This is a genomic window from Bacillus sp. A01H, assembly GCF_045277205.1.
GTDB lineage: Bacteria > Bacillota > Bacilli > Bacillales > Bacillaceae_G > Bacillus_A > Bacillus_A paranthracis.
The window spans coordinates 5,208,588-5,228,719 of record NZ_CP117702.1; the positions used below are offsets into that span (position 1 = coordinate 5,208,588).

The 20,132-nt window shown below is 37.4% G+C and carries 23 protein-coding genes; 4 read left to right on the plus strand and 19 right to left on the minus strand.

The window, feature by feature from the left end; all coding sequences use genetic code 11:
- Window positions 1–149 precede the first annotated feature (149 nt).
- The 8 genes from PSR14_RS27785 to PSR14_RS27820 form a co-directional block, all read right to left on the minus strand.
- The gene (locus PSR14_RS27785) at window positions 150–770 is read right to left on the minus strand and encodes a hypothetical protein (RefSeq protein WP_098487183.1); all 621 of its coding nucleotides are present in this window, start codon (window positions 768–770) and stop codon (window positions 150–152) included.
- Window positions 767–1,528 carry a MerR family transcriptional regulator gene (locus PSR14_RS27790; RefSeq protein ID WP_000260364.1) on the minus strand — a complete coding sequence of 254 codons (762 nt, stop codon included), beginning with the start codon at window positions 1,526–1,528 and terminating at the stop codon, window positions 767–769. The genes PSR14_RS27785 and PSR14_RS27790 overlap by 4 nt, the downstream gene beginning before the upstream one ends.
- A gap of 100 nt (window positions 1,529–1,628) precedes the next feature.
- Window positions 1,629–1,856 carry a hypothetical protein gene (locus PSR14_RS27795; protein WP_000524119.1) on the minus strand — a complete coding sequence of 76 codons (228 nt, stop codon included), beginning with the start codon at window positions 1,854–1,856 and terminating at the stop codon, window positions 1,629–1,631.
- A 16-nt stretch (window positions 1,857–1,872) separates the two neighbouring features.
- Window positions 1,873–2,265: a hypothetical protein gene (locus PSR14_RS27800; RefSeq protein WP_046198072.1), complete on the minus strand. Its 393-nt coding sequence runs from the start codon at window positions 2,263–2,265 to the stop codon at window positions 1,873–1,875.
- The gene (locus PSR14_RS27805; protein ID WP_098487182.1) at window positions 2,262–2,483 is read right to left on the minus strand and encodes a hypothetical protein; all 222 of its coding nucleotides are present in this window, start codon (window positions 2,481–2,483) and stop codon (window positions 2,262–2,264) included. The genes PSR14_RS27800 and PSR14_RS27805 overlap by 4 nt, the downstream gene beginning before the upstream one ends.
- Window positions 2,484–2,501: 18 nt before the next feature.
- Entirely contained in the window at window positions 2,502–2,891 is a 390-nt protein-coding gene (locus tag PSR14_RS27810) for a hypothetical protein (protein ID WP_046198070.1), read from the minus strand.
- 11 nt (window positions 2,892–2,902) lie between these two features.
- Entirely contained in the window at window positions 2,903–3,100 is a 198-nt protein-coding gene (locus tag PSR14_RS27815) for a helix-turn-helix transcriptional regulator (protein ID WP_000538359.1), read from the minus strand.
- Between the two features lie 331 nt (window positions 3,101–3,431).
- Entirely contained in the window at window positions 3,432–4,454 is a 1,023-nt protein-coding gene (locus tag PSR14_RS27820; RefSeq protein ID WP_000438458.1) for a YeiH family protein, read from the minus strand.
- Between the two features lie 151 nt (window positions 4,455–4,605).
- Here PSR14_RS27820 and PSR14_RS27825 point away from each other — a divergent pair, with 151 nt between their 5' ends.
- From PSR14_RS27825 to PSR14_RS27840, 4 genes are read left to right on the plus strand one after another with little or no spacing between them, the layout of a single operon-like run.
- Window positions 4,606–5,499, plus strand: a complete 894-nt coding sequence (locus PSR14_RS27825) for a LysR family transcriptional regulator (protein ID WP_001100010.1) — start codon at window positions 4,606–4,608, stop codon at window positions 5,497–5,499.
- Between the two features lie 51 nt (window positions 5,500–5,550).
- Window positions 5,551–5,919: a MerR family transcriptional regulator gene (locus PSR14_RS27830; RefSeq protein ID WP_098487181.1), complete on the plus strand. Its 369-nt coding sequence runs from the start codon at window positions 5,551–5,553 to the stop codon at window positions 5,917–5,919.
- A gap of 4 nt (window positions 5,920–5,923) precedes the next feature.
- Complete coding sequence (locus PSR14_RS27835) at window positions 5,924–6,469, plus strand: flavodoxin family protein (RefSeq protein WP_000497606.1); 546 nt, start codon at window positions 5,924–5,926, stop codon at window positions 6,467–6,469.
- Between the two features lie 2 nt (window positions 6,470–6,471).
- A complete protein-coding gene (locus PSR14_RS27840) occupies window positions 6,472–6,831 on the plus strand; it encodes a macrolide transporter (protein ID WP_071742118.1) in 360 nt (119 codons plus the stop codon).
- Window positions 6,832–6,931: 100 nt separating this feature from the next.
- On the opposite strand, the gene PSR14_RS27845 is transcribed toward PSR14_RS27840, so the two are convergent.
- From PSR14_RS27845 to cspC, 11 genes are all read right to left on the minus strand, one after another.
- Window positions 6,932–7,243 (minus strand): heavy metal-binding domain-containing protein, encoded by a 312-nt coding sequence (locus PSR14_RS27845; RefSeq protein WP_000637521.1) that lies wholly within the window; start codon window positions 7,241–7,243, stop codon window positions 6,932–6,934.
- A gap of 65 nt (window positions 7,244–7,308) precedes the next feature.
- A complete protein-coding gene (locus PSR14_RS27850) occupies window positions 7,309–9,024 on the minus strand; it encodes an ABC transporter ATP-binding protein (protein ID WP_000944619.1) in 1,716 nt (571 codons plus the stop codon).
- A gap of 310 nt (window positions 9,025–9,334) precedes the next feature.
- Window positions 9,335–10,519, minus strand: a complete 1,185-nt coding sequence (locus PSR14_RS27855; protein WP_142328645.1) for a PDZ domain-containing protein — start codon at window positions 10,517–10,519, stop codon at window positions 9,335–9,337.
- Window positions 10,520–10,777: 258 nt separating this feature from the next.
- On the minus strand, window positions 10,778–12,262 hold the full coding sequence (locus PSR14_RS27860) for a S41 family peptidase (RefSeq protein ID WP_113733022.1): 1,485 nt from the start codon (window positions 12,260–12,262) through the stop codon (window positions 10,778–10,780).
- Between the two features lie 70 nt (window positions 12,263–12,332).
- Window positions 12,333–13,226: a permease-like cell division protein FtsX gene (gene ftsX / locus PSR14_RS27865; RefSeq protein ID WP_000645019.1), complete on the minus strand. Its 894-nt coding sequence runs from the start codon at window positions 13,224–13,226 to the stop codon at window positions 12,333–12,335.
- The gene (gene ftsE, locus PSR14_RS27870) at window positions 13,216–13,902 is read right to left on the minus strand and encodes a cell division ATP-binding protein FtsE (protein ID WP_000594318.1); all 687 of its coding nucleotides are present in this window, start codon (window positions 13,900–13,902) and stop codon (window positions 13,216–13,218) included. The genes ftsX and ftsE overlap by 11 nt, the downstream gene beginning before the upstream one ends.
- Window positions 13,903–14,191: 289 nt before the next feature.
- Window positions 14,192–14,515, minus strand: coding sequence for a cytochrome c551 (gene cccB, locus PSR14_RS27875; protein ID WP_000727972.1), 324 nt, complete (start codon window positions 14,513–14,515; stop codon window positions 14,192–14,194).
- 443 nt (window positions 14,516–14,958) lie between these two features.
- A protein-coding gene (gene prfB / locus PSR14_RS27880; protein ID WP_096001580.1) for a peptide chain release factor 2 occupies window positions 14,959–16,057 on the minus strand; the annotation gives its coding sequence in 2 pieces (ribosomal slippage) (window positions 14,959–15,984 and window positions 15,986–16,057; 1,098 coding nt in all).
- A 144-nt stretch (window positions 16,058–16,201) separates the two neighbouring features.
- Window positions 16,202–18,709 carry a preprotein translocase subunit SecA gene (gene secA / locus PSR14_RS27885; protein ID WP_000579381.1) on the minus strand — a complete coding sequence of 836 codons (2,508 nt, stop codon included), beginning with the start codon at window positions 18,707–18,709 and terminating at the stop codon, window positions 16,202–16,204.
- Window positions 18,710–18,984: 275 nt separating this feature from the next.
- Window positions 18,985–19,527, minus strand: a complete 543-nt coding sequence (gene hpf, locus PSR14_RS27890; RefSeq protein WP_000671190.1) for a ribosome hibernation-promoting factor, HPF/YfiA family — start codon at window positions 19,525–19,527, stop codon at window positions 18,985–18,987.
- A 321-nt stretch (window positions 19,528–19,848) separates the two neighbouring features.
- Window positions 19,849–20,046 carry a cold shock protein CspC gene (gene cspC / locus PSR14_RS27895; protein WP_001162041.1) on the minus strand — a complete coding sequence of 66 codons (198 nt, stop codon included), beginning with the start codon at window positions 20,044–20,046 and terminating at the stop codon, window positions 19,849–19,851.
- Between the last annotated feature and the right edge of the window lie 86 nt (window positions 20,047–20,132).

Here is a 20,132-nt window from a genome sequence, read left to right on the forward strand (position 1 = left end):
ACACTTCCTTCCTTATCAAATCTTCTTCCGCATGAACAAACAGTAAGCACCACACTGATTAAGATTCCACTTCATTTAAAATCCGCTCTTTTTCCTACTGTCATCCTCTCCTATACAAACTATCGGTATACTAAAAAAGCTACTTTCCTCTAAGAAAGTAGCTTCTCTTTCCCCTTCTCCTTCTTCGGAAAAAGAACATATGAAAATGAAATAACTGTATCCACTAAAAGTATAATCGCCCAAACTCGGCTAACCCGACTCGCTGCTTTATTTAAAACAATTCCCGTTTCTAACCAATTACGCCATTGTTCAACCGGGGCAAGACCGTACAGAAAGAAAAAGAAAATATGCACAACAACAAACAAACTAAGGTGCAATACCCAATTTTTCATTTCCTGCTTCGCATAAGCCATACCTGTTAATTCTACCTGTTCTTCTATAATAGGCGCCGGCTCATTCCGCCATTTCGCAACTAATTTTTGCGCAAATATATCAAGCTTCTTCAAATCCTTTTTCCCGTAGAAGACTGCATACAATAAAATGATTACAGTAATGATTTGAAAGTTAGAAAACTTTCCTGTTTGATAATAGTCCACTACCCCTAAAGTTAAAATAAACACTTCATTTACGAGTAGCACAATTCCCATAATAAAACTCGCCTTTTTCAAACGAAATCCGTAACGGAGTAAAAAGAAACCGATAGCCGCTAACCAAAATACAATTTCTGCCCCAATTAGAAAATACCAACGATATTCTGCGAGCATACTCATTTAGCCTTCTCCTTTTCATCATAGATACGAAAAGCTTCATCCATATATAGTAAAAGTTCTTCTTCAATCGGATACAGGCTCATTTTCTGTGAATCTTCCTTCGATTTTCTAACTTCCCATAACTTATCTAAAAACGCTTCATCACCATTAGCCATTTCTAAACATTTCTGCATTAATTTCTTCGTTGCCCCTTGTACCTCATCACTAGCTACTTCTTTACCGTCTTTCATAAAAGTACGGAATTGCTTTAATAAATCTACCCATTCTAAAACATTCGGATCTTCCTTACTCATGTTTGGTAAATTATGAAGCAATTTTTGTTCTTCCTTTGAAAATACTTCATTTTGAAATATTTCACGTATACGAGAAGACTGCTTCGAAAGCTGAATCAGTTCAAACATAACTTTCCAATCGAGTTCTCCTTCCACATCTACCGAATAAACAACTGCTTGTAAAACACTCTCCATTCGATTAAATTTCTTTTGTTCTTCTTGTACAAACCGAAGTTGTTTTTCAAGCGAATTTTTTAAATCTAGCTCACCTTTTACTAACATATTCGCAGTTTCTTTTAATGAAAATCCCATTTCCTTTAAAAACAAAATTTGTTGCAAACGAATAACGTCCGCTTCACTATATAACCGATGTCCACCCTCTGTTTTACCACTCGGCTTTAATAAATCTATTTGATCATAATAACGTAATGTACGTACCGTAACCCCTGTTTCTCTCGTCAATTGTTGAATTGAAATCACTACCATCACCTCTTCTCCTTCATTATAAAAGATGACGTTACGTAACTTTCAAGTGTTTTGTAAAAAAAATACAAAAGGCTGTTTATACGCTTCGTATAAACAGCCTTTACGGAAATAACCCCTTTTGCACAGCACGACCACAAAATAAAATAAGTGCCCCAACAACAACACTCGTTGCTGTTTTATGATAATGAGCTGAAACTAATAAATAATACGATAAACCTACAGTACCAAGCATAATACAAATACTCGGCACTGGATTATGAGAAAAGTTCTGCATTCCCCAAAACAAAGCAAAAATAGCCGTAGCGACACATAATACCGGTAATCCCATCCCAGTTCCCCTTTTTCTATCTATTCCTTGTTGCTAACACGCTCGTCGATGCCATACTTATTAATAGACCAAAAATAGCAATATATAATAACTCATTTACATGTACTACTAGCCTGTCTAAATACTTATTTACACAAAGATACATAATGAACAAGAAAACGAAGCTTGTCATACTAATCGTAAAATATGACTTCATCTTGTTCACAACTCGCTCATCAATCGACGGTATTCCCTCTTCTTTCAAACGCTTCTGTTCTCTATATTCCGCAATGCCATATAAAATGACTAGTGCTACATTCGATATGAAAATAGTTCTCCACGAAATACTTAACATTATTAAACTCGCATTTAAAATAAGCTCCGCTAAAAATAAACTTCCTATAAACCTTATAACATCTTGCTTACTCATACATGATCCGCCTCTTTTTGATTTCTATACTTCCACTTCGGCCAATAGTTCACAAGAAAATACACCCACTGTCCTAGTACAAATAAAACAAATGGCATACCAGCATTTCCATCAACAATTAAATTGTACAAACTCCATATGGCTAAACTAATCGCTAAAAACAACCCTAAATATTTAAACGCTTTATCCGACTGAAATCTCTCAAACTCATCTTGCATCTTTCATTCCTCCTATCGCTATGCTCGTTTTCCTATCATGGCTCCTATGATGAGACTACCCGCAAATAAGGAACTACATATCAGAAATATTTCTTGCACTGGTATAACAGCCCTGCCTATTGCTTTACTCGCAACAATATAAACAATAAGCAATAGAAACGCGAATACAAATGAGATATTTACATATTTTTTTATATTTTCATTTACTCGTTCATCTATATCTGGAAGTTCTTCTTTTCTGTACTTACGATTTTTGTAATTTGTATACAACACTAGAAATACAATCGCTAAAATATTACTACATACGAGCGGTAAAATTGGTATAGCCGGATTCATAATATGAACTATAACGTCTCCCAAAAACAATCCAAAAGTCGCACCGATCAATAGCTTTTTCGTATTGTTCATTTTTCCTCCCCTTACTCTAGCGTAAATATTTCTTCCACCTTCACTCCAAAATATTTGGCAATTTTTAAGGATAACTCTAGACTCGGGTTGTAATGATGGTTTTCAATCGCCACGATTGTCTGCCGCGTCACCTGCATCGCCTTTGCCATTTCAACTTGTGTTATATGATGTTGCTTTCTTAATTCTTTAATTTTATTTTTTACACCCATAGGCTCCACCTTCAAAAGTAAAGATATCTTTACTTAAATTATAAATATTTTCCAGTTGTAAGTAAAGGTATCTTTACAAATTTTAGAAAAATATTTCACTGAACATCTTTTCTAACAAAGTACAGAGGGAATTAAATTTATATCAGCGATTTCCTAAATATATCAGCGCAACTGAAATTATATCGGCGATTCCCCAAATATATCAGCGCAACTCCATTTATATCGGCGATTTTTTCAATATATCGACTTACCGACAAATACCGACATCTGTAGCACTATAAACATAAGAAAGAAGCTGTCCCAAAATATCTTTTGGAACAGCTTCTTCCTACTACATAAATCCTAACGCATATACAAGAACATATCCAAGCACCGATAAGCAAACCGAGCCAATTAGCCCTGCCACGAATGCTTTGCTTCCTAACTTCCGGAACGTTTTAAACTCTACATTTAAGCCAAGCCCCGCCATCGCCATTGCGATAAGCATATAAGCGATGACTACAATATATCCCGCAACAACTTCTGGAATCACGCCAAGAGAATGCACCGCACTCATCGCTAAAAATCCGAAAATGAACCACGGAATTGGAAGGTCGCGCCATGATCTTTTTTCCTTGCTTCCCTCACTCTTACCAAACCATAATCCAATTAAAATCGCTACTGGTACAAGCATTGCAACGCGCGTTAACTTCACGATAACTGCGATGTCTACAGCCGTACTTCCTCCTGGCGCCGCAGCTGCGATAACATGAGCGATTTCATGCAGCGTCGCACCCGAGAATACACCGTAGCCGTACGGAGAAAAGCCAAGCACTGGATATAATAACGTATAAATAAGCGTAAATATCGTACCTAAAATAGCAATGATTGCAGCCCCAACTGCCGTTTCATCATCTTTTGCTTTCACTTGCGGCGCAATTGCCACGACCGCTGCCGCGCCACAAATCGCTGTTCCGCATGCTGTTAAAATTCCAAGCTTCTTCTCTACTTTAAATACTTTCGTTAGTCCGTATACAACGAAAATCGTAAATGTAATAACAACCGCTGCGATGACCAATACTTTCGGCCCTGCCTTCGCAATATCAACAAGATTTAATCGCATTCCAAGTAAGATAATCCCAAAGCGAAGCAATTTCTTACTCGCAAAGTTCGTCCCCGCAATTGCTTCATGAGGGACTCCAATTGCCGCACGCCAAACCATCCCAATTAGAATAGCAATTACTAATTGTCCCATAATATTTAAAAATGGAAGCTCCGCTAAATATTTCGCCACAATTGCGATTAATAATGTAATCCCAATCCCTTGCGAAAATCCAAAACGCTTCTTCTTTTGTATAACAAGTGTTTGTTCCACTTTGAACCACTCCAATAATCGTATTGGAACATGCATGTTCTTTCTACTTACATTATAAGAGAGTTTCTATAATAAGTTTAATACCAATACCAAATCTCTATCATCAGAAATACTTATGATAAGATGATAGAAAAAGAAAGGAGCAGATGATATGAACGTAGACATTTTAAAAATTTTTGTTACTGTCGTTGAGCAGAAACATTTCTCCCGTGCAGCAGAATTATTAAATCTTTCACAGCCTGGCGTAAGTATGCATATACGCAACTTAGAAAACGAATTTGGAACTACGCTTATTCAGCGATCCCCCAAACATGTCCAAGTTACGGAAGCTGGAAATATTCTATACATACATGCAAAGCAAATGCTCTCTCTTTATGAAGATGCCAAACAAGAAATTAATGAACTACATAACGTTGTAACAGGAACGCTTCGCATCGGTGCTAGTTTTACAATTGGCGAATACTTACTTCCAAAAATACTCGCTAATTATGCCAATGAAAATCCACGCGTCGAAGTTCATACCCTTATTTCAAATACAGAAGACGTTTTGCAAAGCCTTCGCTCTAATCAAATTGATATCGGCTTAGTAGAAGGTCAAGTTGTATACGCCGACGTTGACGTTGAAACGTTTATGCAAGATGAAATGAAACTCGTCGTCCCGCCAAACCATCCACTACTCCGCACAAATGAAATAAATGAAAGGACACTCCAAGATCAAGTATGGGTATTAAGAGAAAGTGGTTCTGGTACACGTGCTTATAGTGACCGTTTTATTCATCAACACCATTTAAAACTAAAGCGTTCCTTTACATTCAGCAGTATTCAAAGCGTGAAGGAAGCGGTGAGTGCTGGGCTTGGCATCGCTATCCTTTCTGATTGGACTGTACGGAAAGAGCTACTGGCAAAAGAACTATTCCACGTCGAAGTTCCAGATGAACAACTCATCCGTCCATTCTCCATCGTGCGCGGCAAATATTTTATTCCGTCTAAAGCTATTCAAGTGTTTTTAAATCATGTAAATTCTTTTGCGAAAAAACAGCATTGACCTTCACATTAGTGTGAAGGTTTACAATACATGTAGAAGGAGTGAAACGCATTGCGAATCGGGGAGTTATCAAAAGAAACTGGCGTTAGCGAAAGATCACTAAGACATTACGAAGAAAAGGGATTACTTCCTTCGAAGCGCCTCGCAAATGGCTATCGTGATTTTGACGAAAGTGCCATCGAAAAAGTGAAGCTTATTCTGATGTACTTACAAATTGGCTTGAATTTAGAAGAGACGGCAAGGATGCTGCGCTGCCTTGAAATTGAACCGCACTTATACGACAATCCGTGCAGCAGCATCCTTACGCTTTATGAAGATAAACTTAATGAAGTAACAAAGCAAATCTCATTGCTTTCCCATATTCAAACGAATTTGCAAAAACACGTTTCACTCCTAAAAAAAGAAAAAGAAAAGGAATGATTACATGTTTGTTATACACGGCAGTTCAAGACAAAATGGAAATACGGAAGCTTTAACACATATGATGATTGATGGAATTGAAACAGAACAAATTTATTTACGTGATCATACAGTCTATCCTATTACAGATCAGCGTCATGATACAGAAGGATTCCAACCTGTAGATGATGACTACGAGCAGTTAACCAAGCGCATGTTAGAGCACGACACAATTATCTTTGCTACACCATTATATTGGTACGGGATGAGTGGTCATATGAAAAACTTCGTCGATCGCTGGTCACAAAGCTTGCGCGATACATCCCTTCATTTCAAAGAAAAAATGAAAGGCAAAAAAATGTACGTTGTTATCGTTGGCGGCGATAATCCGAAACTAAAAGCATTACCACTTATCTCCCAGTTCCAATACATCTTTGATTTTGTTGGTTCATCGTTTGAGGGTTATATTATTGGGGATGCGAATGGGTTAGATGAAATCCAAAATGATGCTGAGGCGATAGCTAAGGCACAAGTTTATAATAACGAATTCAAAAATCACAAGCTGAAATAAGTTTGACAAACTATTTAGACTTAGCAACGCAAGAAGAATTAGAAAGCATGTTACAAGAATATCCTGGCACTATACTTTTCATTAGCCATGACCGTGCCTTTATTCGCTCTGTGGCAGACCATATTCTAAAAGTAGACGAAAGTGAACCTAGAGTATTCCACGGCAATTACGAGCAATACACCAAGAGAACAACCGAGGATTCTGTAAATGTTACTGAACAAGAATTGTTACGATTACAAACAAAATTAACAGAAATCATCGGCCGAATTTCCATACAAAATCATCACGATGACATCACATCTCTCGAACAAGAATACGAAACATTATTAGTTCAAATCCGGAAATGTAAAGAAGCGCTCTAATGTCTTCCCTATATATCGACGGGACCTGCCGCATTTCCCAAGAAATATTGAATCTTCGACATAGCATATAAAAAGCCGTGCATCAGCACGGCTTTTTACTTCAGATACGAACAGCAGTCCCGCTCACAGCAACCATTAGCATTCCTTCGCGAACGACTTCATAATCCACATCGATACCAACGATGGCATTCGCATTTTTTTGCCTTGCGAGAGTTTTCATCTCTTCCATTGCAATGTCACGTGCTTCTTTCAATTTGCTTTCGTAAGCGCCTGAGCGACCGCCGACAACGTCACGAACAGAGGCAAAAAGGTCACGAACGATATTCGCGCCCATAATCGCTTCTCCATTGACGATATCGACATAATCAATAATTTCTTTCCCTTGAATTGTAGAAGTTGTTGTTACAATCATACCGTATAGCCTCCCATATAAGATTTTCACTTACTTATGGTGCGCTAATTCGGCAAAAATTATATTTACGAACTAAACTGAGCTTCGTATAACCTACTGTATCCTCCGCCTTGTTCAATTAATTCATCATGTGAACCTTGTTCTGCAATCCCATCTTTATTTACAACGACGATGCGATCTGCATTTTTAATCGTTGCAAGTCTGTGAGCGATAACTAACGTTGTACGGCCGACAGATAGTTCAGCAAGTGATTTTTGAATTGCAAGTTCCGTCTCTGTATCTAGCGCAGAAGTCGCTTCATCTAGTATTAAAATTGGCGGATTTTTCAAGAACATACGAGCAATCGCTAAACGCTGCTTCTGTCCGCCTGAAAGTTTCACGCCGCGCTCACCGATAACAGTATCTAAACCGTCTGGTTGTGAGTAAATTAAGTCTTCTAATTGCGCACGTTTTACTGCCTGCCAAATTTCAGCCTCTGATGCTTTTAAATTTCCGTAAGCAATGTTTTCACGAATCGTTCCTGAGAATAAGAACACATCTTGCTGCACAATTCCAATTTGCTTACGAAGTGAAGATAACGTCATGTCTTTCGTATCAATACCATCAATTTGAATCGATCCAGATGATTGCTCATAAAAGCGTGGTAATAGGCTACATAACGTCGTTTTCCCAGCTCCAGATGGCCCAACGAACGCAACTGTTTCACCTGCATGTATTTTCAAACTAATATCATTTAAAATCGGTTCTTTGTTTTCATATCCGAATGTAATGTTGTTATATTGAATATCACCGTGTACATGTTTTACTTCCATTGCATCTTTAGAGTCCACAATATCTGGCTCTGTTTCAAGAAGCTCTACATACCTTTTAAAACCGGCGATTCCTTTCGGATAGCTTTCGATTACCGCATTAATTTTTTCAATTGGACGGAAGAAAATATTCGTTAATAGAACGAATCCGATAAATCCACCATACGTTAATTCTCCTTGCAGAACAAACCACGTACCGCATATTAAGACGAAGAGCGTTACGAGACGCATAAGCATATAACTAATTGACGAATTTAGCGCCATAATTTTATACGCCATTAATTTCGTTGTACGGAAACGAGCGTTGTTAACAGCAAATTGCTCTTTCTCAAACTTTTCATTTCCGAATGCTTGTACAACGCGAATACCACCAACGTTGTTCTCAATACATGCATTGAAATCAGCAACATCTGAGAATAAACGTCTAAATGTACCTGTCATTTTTTTATTGAAGTAAAGTGCCAACCATAATAAGAATGGAATAACGAAGAACGTTAATAGCGCTAACTTCCAGTTGATCATCATCATAAATGAAAATGCCCCAACTAAAGTCATTACGGCGATAAATAAATCTTCTGGTCCATGATGAGCAATTTCCCCAATTTCCATTAAATCGTTTGTAAGGCGTGAAATTAAATGACCTGTTTTATTATTATCAAAAAATCTAAATGATAGCTTTTGAATATGATCAAATAATTTCTGCCTCATATCTGTTTCAATGTTAACACCAAGCATATGTCCCCAATATGTAACGACATATTGTAAGCCTGCATTTAACATATAAACTGCGAGTAAACCGAAACAAGCCCATAAAATAAGCGTCCAGTTTTGCCCTGGCAATAACTTATCAATAAATTGATTTACGATAAGCGGGAAGCCGAGTTCTAATAATCCTGCGACGACCGCACAAGAAAAGTCGAGTATAAATAAACCTTTATACGGTTTATAGTAAGAAAAAAATTTACGTAGCATATCTTCCCTCCATTTTCCAAAATTAAAAAGACTCCCTAAATGATAACCATTATCAAATAATTATTCAAGTTATCCGTCTATGAAACTGAAAATAAGCTTTGCGATAGTTGTCGTTTTTGGCCGGAAAGTCGATATATTCGAATAATCGCCGATATATTTCGAGTTGCGCTGATATATTTGCAAAATCGCCGATATATTTCAAGTTGCGCTGATATATTTGCAAAATCGCCGATATAAATTTCATGTACTATAACTACCGCCCTGCTTACACAAAAAAAGGCATCACCACAAGGTGATACCTTTTCTTCTATTACATCGCTTCCGAATCCCACTCATGCTCCTGCTGAACAAACACAATACCTAATTCGTGATGTCCACCAGCGTATAATGCCGTTTGAGCAAGGCGAAGTTCTCCATTTGTATCTAAAACTTCTAACTTACAAAATGCTCCTGTCGTCTTCGTTTGAAGCGCATCATAAAATTCCTCAGCACTTCTTGGAATGACTCCATTTACTTTCGTAATCATTTCTCCAGGCAGTAAATTCAGCTCTGCTCCAATTGTATTTGGAATTGTATCTAGTACAACGAGTCCATCATTACGTGCAGCGAAGTACGCTGGTCTTGTTTCATCCGCAATTTTCTCTTGCATGGAAATTGTAAAACGTCCAAGCATTGCAACGCCCATTGCAATAATGGCAAGTACGTGCCACCAATAACTTGCGATTCCTAAAACAAGCACAAGTCCTGCTAATCCGTACACACGTCTTCCTGTAAATAATAAAGCTTCCGTCGGCTCATAACTTCTAATCCTTCTCATAAATCCAATTAAAAATGGAACGAGGAATAGAGAATATGTATGTGAACCGATTGAAACGACAGGCCACCATGAAATAAACTGCGTTACTGCGTCACCTGGTACAAGAATAAAAATAGGAATGATCCATAAACGCTTTGATTCGTGTAAACCAATCTTTAATCCGCGCTTACCCTTCCTAATCTTCGGCGTCGAATATCCTACTGCATTTTTAGAAATCAACAAGCCCTCTACAACGAGCATGATGCCTAGCAAAATAGCAAGGGATACGATTGTATTCTCTTCACCTTCTCCAAGCTGTAAGAAAGAAACTGGTAGCTTAGAAGATAATAGAACACATACAATCGCGATACTAAACGTATAAGCCGCTGATAAATATCGATACATAGCAGTTAATCCAAATAGTAACGTCCAAAGTAAAATGGTCCATAAGCTCGCCTTAGAAACAACAAGTCCGAGCCCAATCGTAATGATAGATACGATTAATCCGTATTTAACTCCCGCCAATAAAGATGTTCGCAGTTCAAACCAAATATCATAAACTTTAAAAGAAAAATCTTTTCGTTCTCGTAACATACGTAAGTATCCAACGAAGATACTACTTATTAGAAATACATAGACAGCAGGGTGTAAGAAAAAACGTCCAACTGCCCGCATTATTTCAAAAATCCATGCCTCCACGAACCCATTCACCACCATTTATATCATTCTTTCTTTTTATATTATCATAACTGGACAAACGTTTGTTTAACACAAAAAAATACAGGCAGCAAACTGCCTGTATTTCTTTTTATCCCACTTTAATGGGCAGTAAGCCTCCCACCTCAAAATTCAGCGAAAACAAAGAATTTAGGTGGGGAGTCAACTGTCCATAAAAGTCCGATTGGTTCAACTAATAATCAGTGGGGGATGAAGCCCCCCACTGATTAAAGTTTCACTTTACTTCGCCATTAATTTTAATGCTGACTGTAATTGTAGATCATTTTCTCCAGAACGGATTTTTTCAATAATTTTCGTTTGAATCGCCTCAGCTGTCTTTTTATCGAGCTGTCCTGTCGCTTCCATCTTATTCGCATTTTGGAATGCTTTCAGTGCTGATTCTGTCTCTTTACTAAAGTAGCCATCTTCACGTCCTGGTACATACCCTAAACTCTTAAGCATTTCTTGGGCATGTTTTACTTGTACATCATTTGCATTGTATGAAAGTGTCTTTTCAATTTGAATTGGTGTCGCATGATAATAATCTGGTTGTTTCACTTCTACAGTTGGCTTGATTCCTTTTTTATGAATCCAGTTTCCATCCGGTGTTAACCATTTGAACATCGTTAATTTGATGTTGCTGCCATCTTTAAATGGAACAGCTTGCTGAACAGTACCTTTGCCAAACGTTTTTTCACCAATTAAATCGTATCCTTCTCCCTCTTTTAGCGCACCCGCTAAAATCTCTGAAGCAGAAGCACTTCCATTATCAATTAATACTGAAATTGGATATGGCTTTCTCTCTTTTAGTTCCGTAGAGAATTTCTTCTTCTCACCATTTCTTTGCTCTACTTGTAGCATCGGCTTTTTATCCGTCATAATTTCTCCTAGTATCTCTTCTACACTATTTAAGTAGCCACCTGGATTACCACGTACGTCAATAACTAAGCCTTTTATGTTTTTCTTCTCTAACTCTTTTAACTGATCCTTAAATTCTTTCGCTGTATTTTCAGCAAAAGAAGTGATTTGCATATAACCGATATCTTTTCCACTCTCTTGTTTCACAGAGCTAAACACTGTGAAGATTGGAATTTTTTCACGCTTAATTTTAAATACAATCGGATCAGCTACTCCTGCACGCTTAATTTCAATCGCAACAGTCGTTCCTTTTTTACCACGAATCTTTAATACGGCTTCTTCACGTGATAAATCTTTCACACTATTTCCATCTACAGATAAAATTTGATCATTCGGTTTAATTCCAATCTTTTCTGCTGGTGAGCCTTTAATTGGAGATACGATAATAAGCTTACCGTCCGTTTTGTTCACCTCAGCCCCAATCCCTTCTAACTCGGGATCAAGCGATTCACTAAACTGTTTAGCCGTTTCTTTATCCATATACGTGGAATAAGGGTCCTTCAGCGTAGACAACATGCCTTGTATTGCACCTTCGACTAATTTTTCATCTTTCACGTCTTCCACATAACGTGAATCAATTAGTGCATACGCCTCATTAATTTTTGCCAAATTCCCTTGCGCAGTGCTAGCGTTTCCATTCGAAATTGTTTGCGTTACTTCTACTGGGTTAACCCCAAATAAAGACATACCCGCAAACATTCCGCCAGCACCAATTAAAAATGCAACAACCATTCCAATAATTGCAACTCTACGTTTCAATGCGGAATTCCCCTTTCCAAAACACACAGGTGGTGTAGCAAAAGGCATCACACAGTGTGTGATGCCTTTACCTATTTCTACTATATGATAAGCTTGTACGAATTATGTTTGCAACTTTTTATACTTTTAAGAAGCGACGAATTGACATTACACTTCCCCACATACCGATTAAAGCCCCGATTAACACTAGTAAACCAGCTAATTGGAATACGAATGGGCTGTATGGTAGAAGTTCGAAAATTGTTCCGCCAAGTTTTTCGTTAAACACACCTTGCAACGAATTATACGTAACTAGAATTAAGCCAATTGGAATAATTGATCCTAATACTCCTAGGAATAATCCCTCTAATAAGAACGGCCAACGAATAAACCAGTTTGTTGCACCTACAAGTTTCATAATTTCGATTTCTGTACTACGAGCATAAATTGTAATTTTAATTGTATTAGAGATTAAGAACATCGCTGTGAATAAAAGACCAGCAATTAACACAATCCCGATGTTACGACCAGTTTTTACAGTATCAAATAATCGTTCAACTTGCCCTTTTCCGTACTGAACATTACTTACAAACTGCATTTTTTCAATCTTTTTCGCAATTGTTGCTGTATCTGTTGGTTCTTTTGCTTTTACAACGAATACGTTTTTAAGTGGGTTATCTTGTTCAAATAACTCAAATGTCTTTCCGCTATCGCCTAAGCTTTTAATTAAACGTTTTAACTCTTCTTCTTTAGAAGAATATTTAATAGAGTCTACTTTTGCAATCTTACTCATATCATCTTCTAATTTCTTTTGATCAGCTTCTTTTGCTGCTGGATCAATGTGTACACGAATTTCTACATCTTGCTCTACTTTCGTCGCAAAATGGTTCATATTCATAATCGCTGTTAAAAAGACACCTACAAGTAATAATGTAACTGTTACTGCACTAACAGAAGCAAACGTCATCCATCCGTTACGTGATAGATTCTTTACACCTTCTCGCAAATGTCGACTAAGGGTCTTAGCCTTCATATCCGTATCCTCCCTCCATCTCATCTCGAACAATTTTTCCGCCTTCAATCGCGATTACACGATGACGGATTGTATTTACGATATCTGCGTTATGTGTCGCCATAACGATCGTTGTACCACGCTCATTAATGCGCGTGAAAATCTTCATAATATCAAGAGCTGTTTCAATATCTAAGTTACCTGTTGGCTCATCGGCAATTACAACCTTTGGTCTATTAACAATTGCTCTCGCAATCGCAACACGTTGCTGCTCCCCGCCTGAAAGTTCGCTTGGAAGTGCGTCTGCACGATCTTCAAGACCTACAAGACCTAACACTTCTGTTACACGCTCACGAATTGCATCTGGCTCTTCTTCAATTACTTCTAAGGCAAACGCAACATTCTCATATACCGTTAATTTAGGTAGTAATTTAAAGTCTTGGAAAATCACACCTAATTGACGACGGAAATATGGAACGTCTCTTTCTGCTAATGACTCGATAGTAAGACCATTTACATTAATTGATCCTGTAGATGGCTTCTCTTCACGATACATCATTTTAATAAATGTAGATTTTCCGGCTCCACTCGGTCCAACTACGTATACAAACTCGCCTTGTTTAATGTTAACTGTGAGACCAGCAATGGCTTTCATACCATTCGGGTACTCCTTATAAACATTCGTCATTTTTATCATTATTTATCACCCAATACTTAATGATTTTTTTCGAAATACTTTTCTGTACATTTGAAAATAAAAGCTAAACCTTTATTCTCTTTTAAACCACTCTTGTTGAAGGTAGTCTACTTATACTCTTTTTCTAAGCAATACTACTCTATGTAATATATTTCAGCAAAATTCTACAAACCTCATTGTAACATCAAACGGTTTCCAGTTTGGATACATTTTTGTTACAGTTATGTTACATTCCAAAAAAAGGGAAACGAGTTGATTATATGAATCAACTCGTCCATTTTACCCCTTTTTATTTATGTTCAGCTAACCACTCAGCTACTTTTTTCGCATCTTCACCTTGAATAAGTCCTGGCGACATTGAACCGCGACCTTTTTTAATAATTTCTTCGATATCTGCAGCGTCGTACTTCCCGCCTACTTTTCTTAAATCAGGTCCAGTTGCTCCTGATAAATCTGTTGCGTGACACCCAGCACAACTTCTTTGGAAAATTTGTTCTGCACTGTCTGTACTTGCAGACTGGTTCGAAGACTTACTCTCTTCTTTATTTCCACACGCTCCTAAAGCAAAAACGACTGATGTTCCTAGCGCAATAGCCAATAATTTCTTTTTCACTTCTATCGCTCCCCATTGTTGATATTCTTTTCATTCCTAACACACTCATTTTCATTATAAGCATTATCTTTATATAGAAAAACTAAGGTGTATTTCATATTCTTCAAAAATAAAGTGAGAACCCTAATGATATAAAGCTTTTATAAGTTGTTTCAATTCTGTGAACAACTTATAAACTTCTATAAAGGATTCTTTTTGAACGGGAATTTAGAAAAATTCTGTAGAAAGCCTTACTCTATTGCCAATCTGTTTTACTATTTTCTACTTTTTACAAAACAATATACAACATTGTATGCTACATATAATCCCATCAAAAAGAGAAGTTGTCGTTTCCAACTTCTCTTCCTCTGTACTTCATCCATATAAATAAAATAGCACTCTTTATGTCCTCTATATCCTCAACGTGCGCCAACAATTTTGTTGGCTTTTTTTCACTTAGCTTATTAGATGCGAGAACGTAAGTAAGCATCAATAAACGGATCAATTTCTCCATCCATAACTGCTTGCACATTACCGACCTCAGTATTTGTACGGTGGTCTTTCACAAGAGAATATGGGTGGAATACGTAAGAACGGATTTGGCTACCCCATCCGATTTCTTTTTGTTCTCCGCGAATTTCATCTAACTCCGCTTGTTGCTCTTCTAATTTCTTTTGATATAATTTCGCTTTTAACATCTTCATCGCGTGCTCACGGTTTTTAATTTGAGAACGCTCTGACTGACACGTTACAACCGTATTTGTCGGTGTATGCGTAATACGAACTGCTGAATCTGTCGTATTGACGTGCTGTCCACCCGCTCCACTTGCACGATACGTATCAATTTTCAAGTCTTCTGTACGTATTTCAATTTCAACTTCATCATTGAATTCAGGTACAACTTCACAAGATACGAACGATGTATGACGACGGCCTGAAGAATCGAATGGTGAAATACGTACAAGACGATGTACACCTTTCTCAGCTTTTAAGTAACCGTAAGCGTTATGACCCTTAATTAATAAAGTAACGCTCTTAATACCAGCTTCATCACCTGGTAAGTAGTCAACAGTTTCTACTTTAAACCCACGTTTTTCAGCCCAACGTGTGTACATACGTAATAACATAGAACCCCAGTCTTGTGACTCTGTTCCACCTGCACCTGGGTGTAATTCTAAAATGGCGTTATTTTTATCATAAGGATCGCTAAGTAGTAACTGCAGCTCATACTCATTCATTTCTTGAATTAAGCCTTTTACTTCTGATTCAAGCTCCTCATGTAAATCTTCATCATACTCTTCTTTTAAAAGTTCATGCGTTATTTCTAAATTTTCGAATGTCTCATCTAACTGACGGAAACTCCCAACCATATCTTTTAACGCATTTGCTTCGTTAATGACAGCTTGTGCGCCTTGTTGATCATCCCAAAATCCTGCGCCCATCATTTTCTCTTCTAATTCTGAAATTTGTTTCTCCTTAGTAGGGAGGTCAAAGAGACCCCCTAAAAGCCGCTAATCTCTTAGCCATTTTCTCTAATTCCTGTCTAATTTCTACTAATTCCATTTCCTTCACCTCTATGTAATTGCTGTTACTTTCGTATGAAAACAAGGGAAACTCTCTCCACTTATGACGGAGAGAGTTTAATCCTTCTTAATTATACATTTTTGATGTAAAAGTTTGCAAAGCAGCCTGGGCTACCGCCCTATATTACTTCCCGATACCACAGCAGTTTTTATATTTTTTACCGCTACCACATTTACATAAATCGTTGCGGCCCACTTGGTCACCTTTTACAACTGGTTTTTTCTTCGCTTCTTCGCCATCGCTAGATGGGTGAACAGCTTCACCTTGAACAACTTCTTGACGCTCTAAGTTTTGTTCAATTTCAGCTTTCATAATGTAACGAGAAATTTCCTCTTCAATAGAAGCAATCATTGATTCGAACATTGCGAACCCTTCCATTTGATACTCACGAAGTGGATCAATTTGACCGTAAGCACGTAAATGAATACCTTCACGAAGGTGATCCATCGCATCGATATGCTCTGTCCATTTCGTATCTACAACACGGAATACAACAACTTTTTCGAACTCACGCATTTGCTCTTCTGGCATAAGCTTTTCCTTGTCATTGTAACGCTCTATTAATTTCGCGATAATTGGCTCGCTCATTTCCTCTGGAGCAAGGCGACGTAATTCTTCTTCTTTCACATCTCCTTCTTGCAGAAGGTTTGTATTTAAGTAGTCAACAAGACCTTTAATGTTCCAATCTTCTTCAATTTCCTCTTGTGTATGAAGTGCAACCGCACGCTCTACTGTAGATTTCATCATACCTTCAATAATACCGCGTAAGTTCTCAGACTCCATTACCTCTTGACGCTGTTTGTAAATAACTTCACGTTGCTGACGAAGTACATCATCGTATTGTAGTAACTGCTTACGTGCATCATAGTTATTTCCTTCTACTCGTTTTTGCGCAGATTCTACTGCACGAGAAACCATTTTACTTTCGATTGGCTGAGAATCATCCATACCAAGGCGATCCATCATCGCTTTCATATTATCAGAACCGAAGCGGCGCATTAGTTCATCTTCCATTGATAAGTAGAACTGCGTAACACCTGGGTCCCCTTGACGACCAGCACGACCACGTAACTGATTATCAATACGACGACTTTCGTGACGCTCTGTACCGATAACGGCTAAACCAACGTTTTTCACATCGTCTCCAAGCTTAATATCTGTACCACGACCTGCCATGTTCGTCGCAATCGTTACAGCGCCTTTTATACCTGCTTCTGCAATGATATCCGCTTCACGCGCATGGTTTTTTGCATTTAAGATGTTATGACGTACACCTTTACGCGTTAACATTTTTGAAATAAGTTCTGACGTTTCGATCGCAACTGTACCGACAAGAACTGGTTGCCCTTGTTTATGACGATTTACAATATCCTCAACAACAGCATTAAATTTACCTTCCATTGATTTAAAGATTAAATCTGCACGGTCATCACGAATAATCGGTTTGTTCGTTGGAATTACGATAACGTTCATATTGTAAATGTTACGGAATTCCTCTTCCTCTGTTTTCGCTGTACCAGTCATACCAGATAACTTTTCGTACATACGGAAGTAGTTCTGGAATGTAATTGTCGCAAGCGTCATACTTTCATTTTGAATTTCTACGCCTTCTTTTGCCTCGATAGCTTGGTGTAACCCTTCGCTATAACGACGACCTTTCATAAGACGACCAGTAAATTGGTCTACAATTACGATTTCGCCTTCTTGTACAACATAATCTGTATCACGATGCATAACAACGTGCGCACGAAGTGCCTGATTAATATGGTGAAGAAGCGCTACATGTTTTAAATCAAATAAGTTTTCAATATGGAAAGCTTTCTCCGCTTTCGTAATACCATCTTCTGTTAACATTACATTTTTCGTCTTCACATCAAATGAATAATCTTTTTCATTTTCTAACGTACGAACGAATGCATTTGCAAACATGTACAGCTCTGTTGATTTTTGAGCTTGTCCAGAAATAATAAGTGGCGTACGCGCTTCATCGACTAAGATAGAATCGACTTCATCGATAATAGCAAAGTGCAGTGGGCGTTGAACGCACTGCTCTTTATATAAAACCATGTTGTCACGTAAGTAATCGAATCCAAGCTCATTATTTGTGCTATACGTAATATCAGCAGCATAAGCCTCTTGTTTCTCTTCGCGTGACATACTGTTTAAATTAATTCCTACTGTTAATCCTAGGAACTCATGAAGTTGTCCCATTTCGCTCGCATCACGTTGTGCTAAGTATTCATTGACTGTAACAACGTGAACACCTTTTCCTGTTAAAGCATTTAAATATACAGGTAATGTAGATGTTAACGTTTTACCTTCACCCGTTTTCATCTCAGAAATATTCCCTTCATGTAAGGCAATACCACCCATTAACTGTACACCATACGGACGCATTCCAAGAACACGAGTCGCAGCTTCACGAACAACCGCAAAAGCTTCAGGTAGTAGATCATCTACTGTTTCACCTTTTGTTAGACGTTCTTTAAATTCAAGCGTCTTCCCTTTTAATTGTTCATCAGTTAATGGCTTAATAGATGACTCTAATGCATCAATTTGCTCAACTGTTTTCTGCATACGTTTAATTTGGCGTTGATTTACATCAAACACCTTTTTTAAAATACCGATCATAGGAAATACGCTCCTCTTTTTATTAAAATAAAACTTCCGATTGTTTTTTCTTTTTCTCTATTACAATCAGTCGTTATAAAAATCAAATGTATGTTATGCCAATTTTTCTCCTAATTAAAAAAACTAAAATGTATATACCTAATGATAATTGTAACACTTGTCTTATAACTATGACAACAATCGGCCGAATGTCTCGTTCTAAATTGAGAAAACTTTTTTAAAAAATCTATTTTCAGCAAAAAAAGCGCAGCCATTTCGGCTGCGCTGTTGAATTATTATTTAGTTTCAATTAAACCATATTTCCCATCTTTACGGCCATATACAACGTTAGTTTCATTTGTATCAGCATTTGTGAAGACGAAGAAATTATGTCCTAGCATATCCATTTGTAGGATTGCCTCTTCAACGTCCATCGGTTTTAAATCGAATCGTTTTGTACGTACAAGTTCTAGTTCATCCTCTTCTACCTCATCCAGAACAGCTACTGCTTCTGGAAGGATAAAGTTCGTTTTCATAGAACCTTTCTCACGTAACTTACGATTTACTTTTGTTTTATGTTTACGAATTTGTCGCTCAAGTTTATCAACTACTAAATCGATAGCAGCGTACATATCGCTATTAGTTTCTTCTGCACGAAGTAATAAATCAGTAAATGGAATTGTTACCTCGACACGTTGCTTGTCAGAGTATACTTTTAAATTAACTTTAATCTCTGGGAATGTATCAAAATAACGCTCTAACTTACTTAGTTTTTTCTCTACATATTCCTTTAATGCTGGAGTTACTTCAATATTTTCACCACGAATGTTGAATTTCATAGATGAATTCCTCCTTTCAAGCCTATGTACTATAATTTCGACACCGGCTTAAAAACTCCTTCTAACTTTTTTAAAAAAATTAGTGGAATTGCGATTTTTTTATCGTTTTTTGTTGAAATGAAAAGATGCATCGTTTCTATCTTTATTTTATCCTATTAACATCGTGAATAACGAATATAACTGTGGACAATTCGTTACAGAAAAGAAACAACTTTTTGACAACTCATTTTATAACAAAAACCCCTTGCAAAAAAACAAGAGGTTCTACCATATATATAACGTTGCCACAAGCGCAGCTTTCTCTTCCCAAAAACAATATACCTACAGTTTTACAACATTAGCTGCTTGCGGTCCACGTGCTCCCTCTACAATATCAAACTCAACTTGTTGCCCTTCTTCCAATGACTTATATCCATCTTGTTGAATAGCAGAAAAATGAACAAACACATCATCACCGTCTTCACGCTCAATAAACCCAAATCCCTTTTCTGCATTGAACCATTTTACTCTTCCTTGCATGTTCATTCCATTCCCTTCACTCTAAAAATCAGGGCATTTGCCCCATAATTTCACTATAACGAATGACAACTTACGAAGTCAAAGAA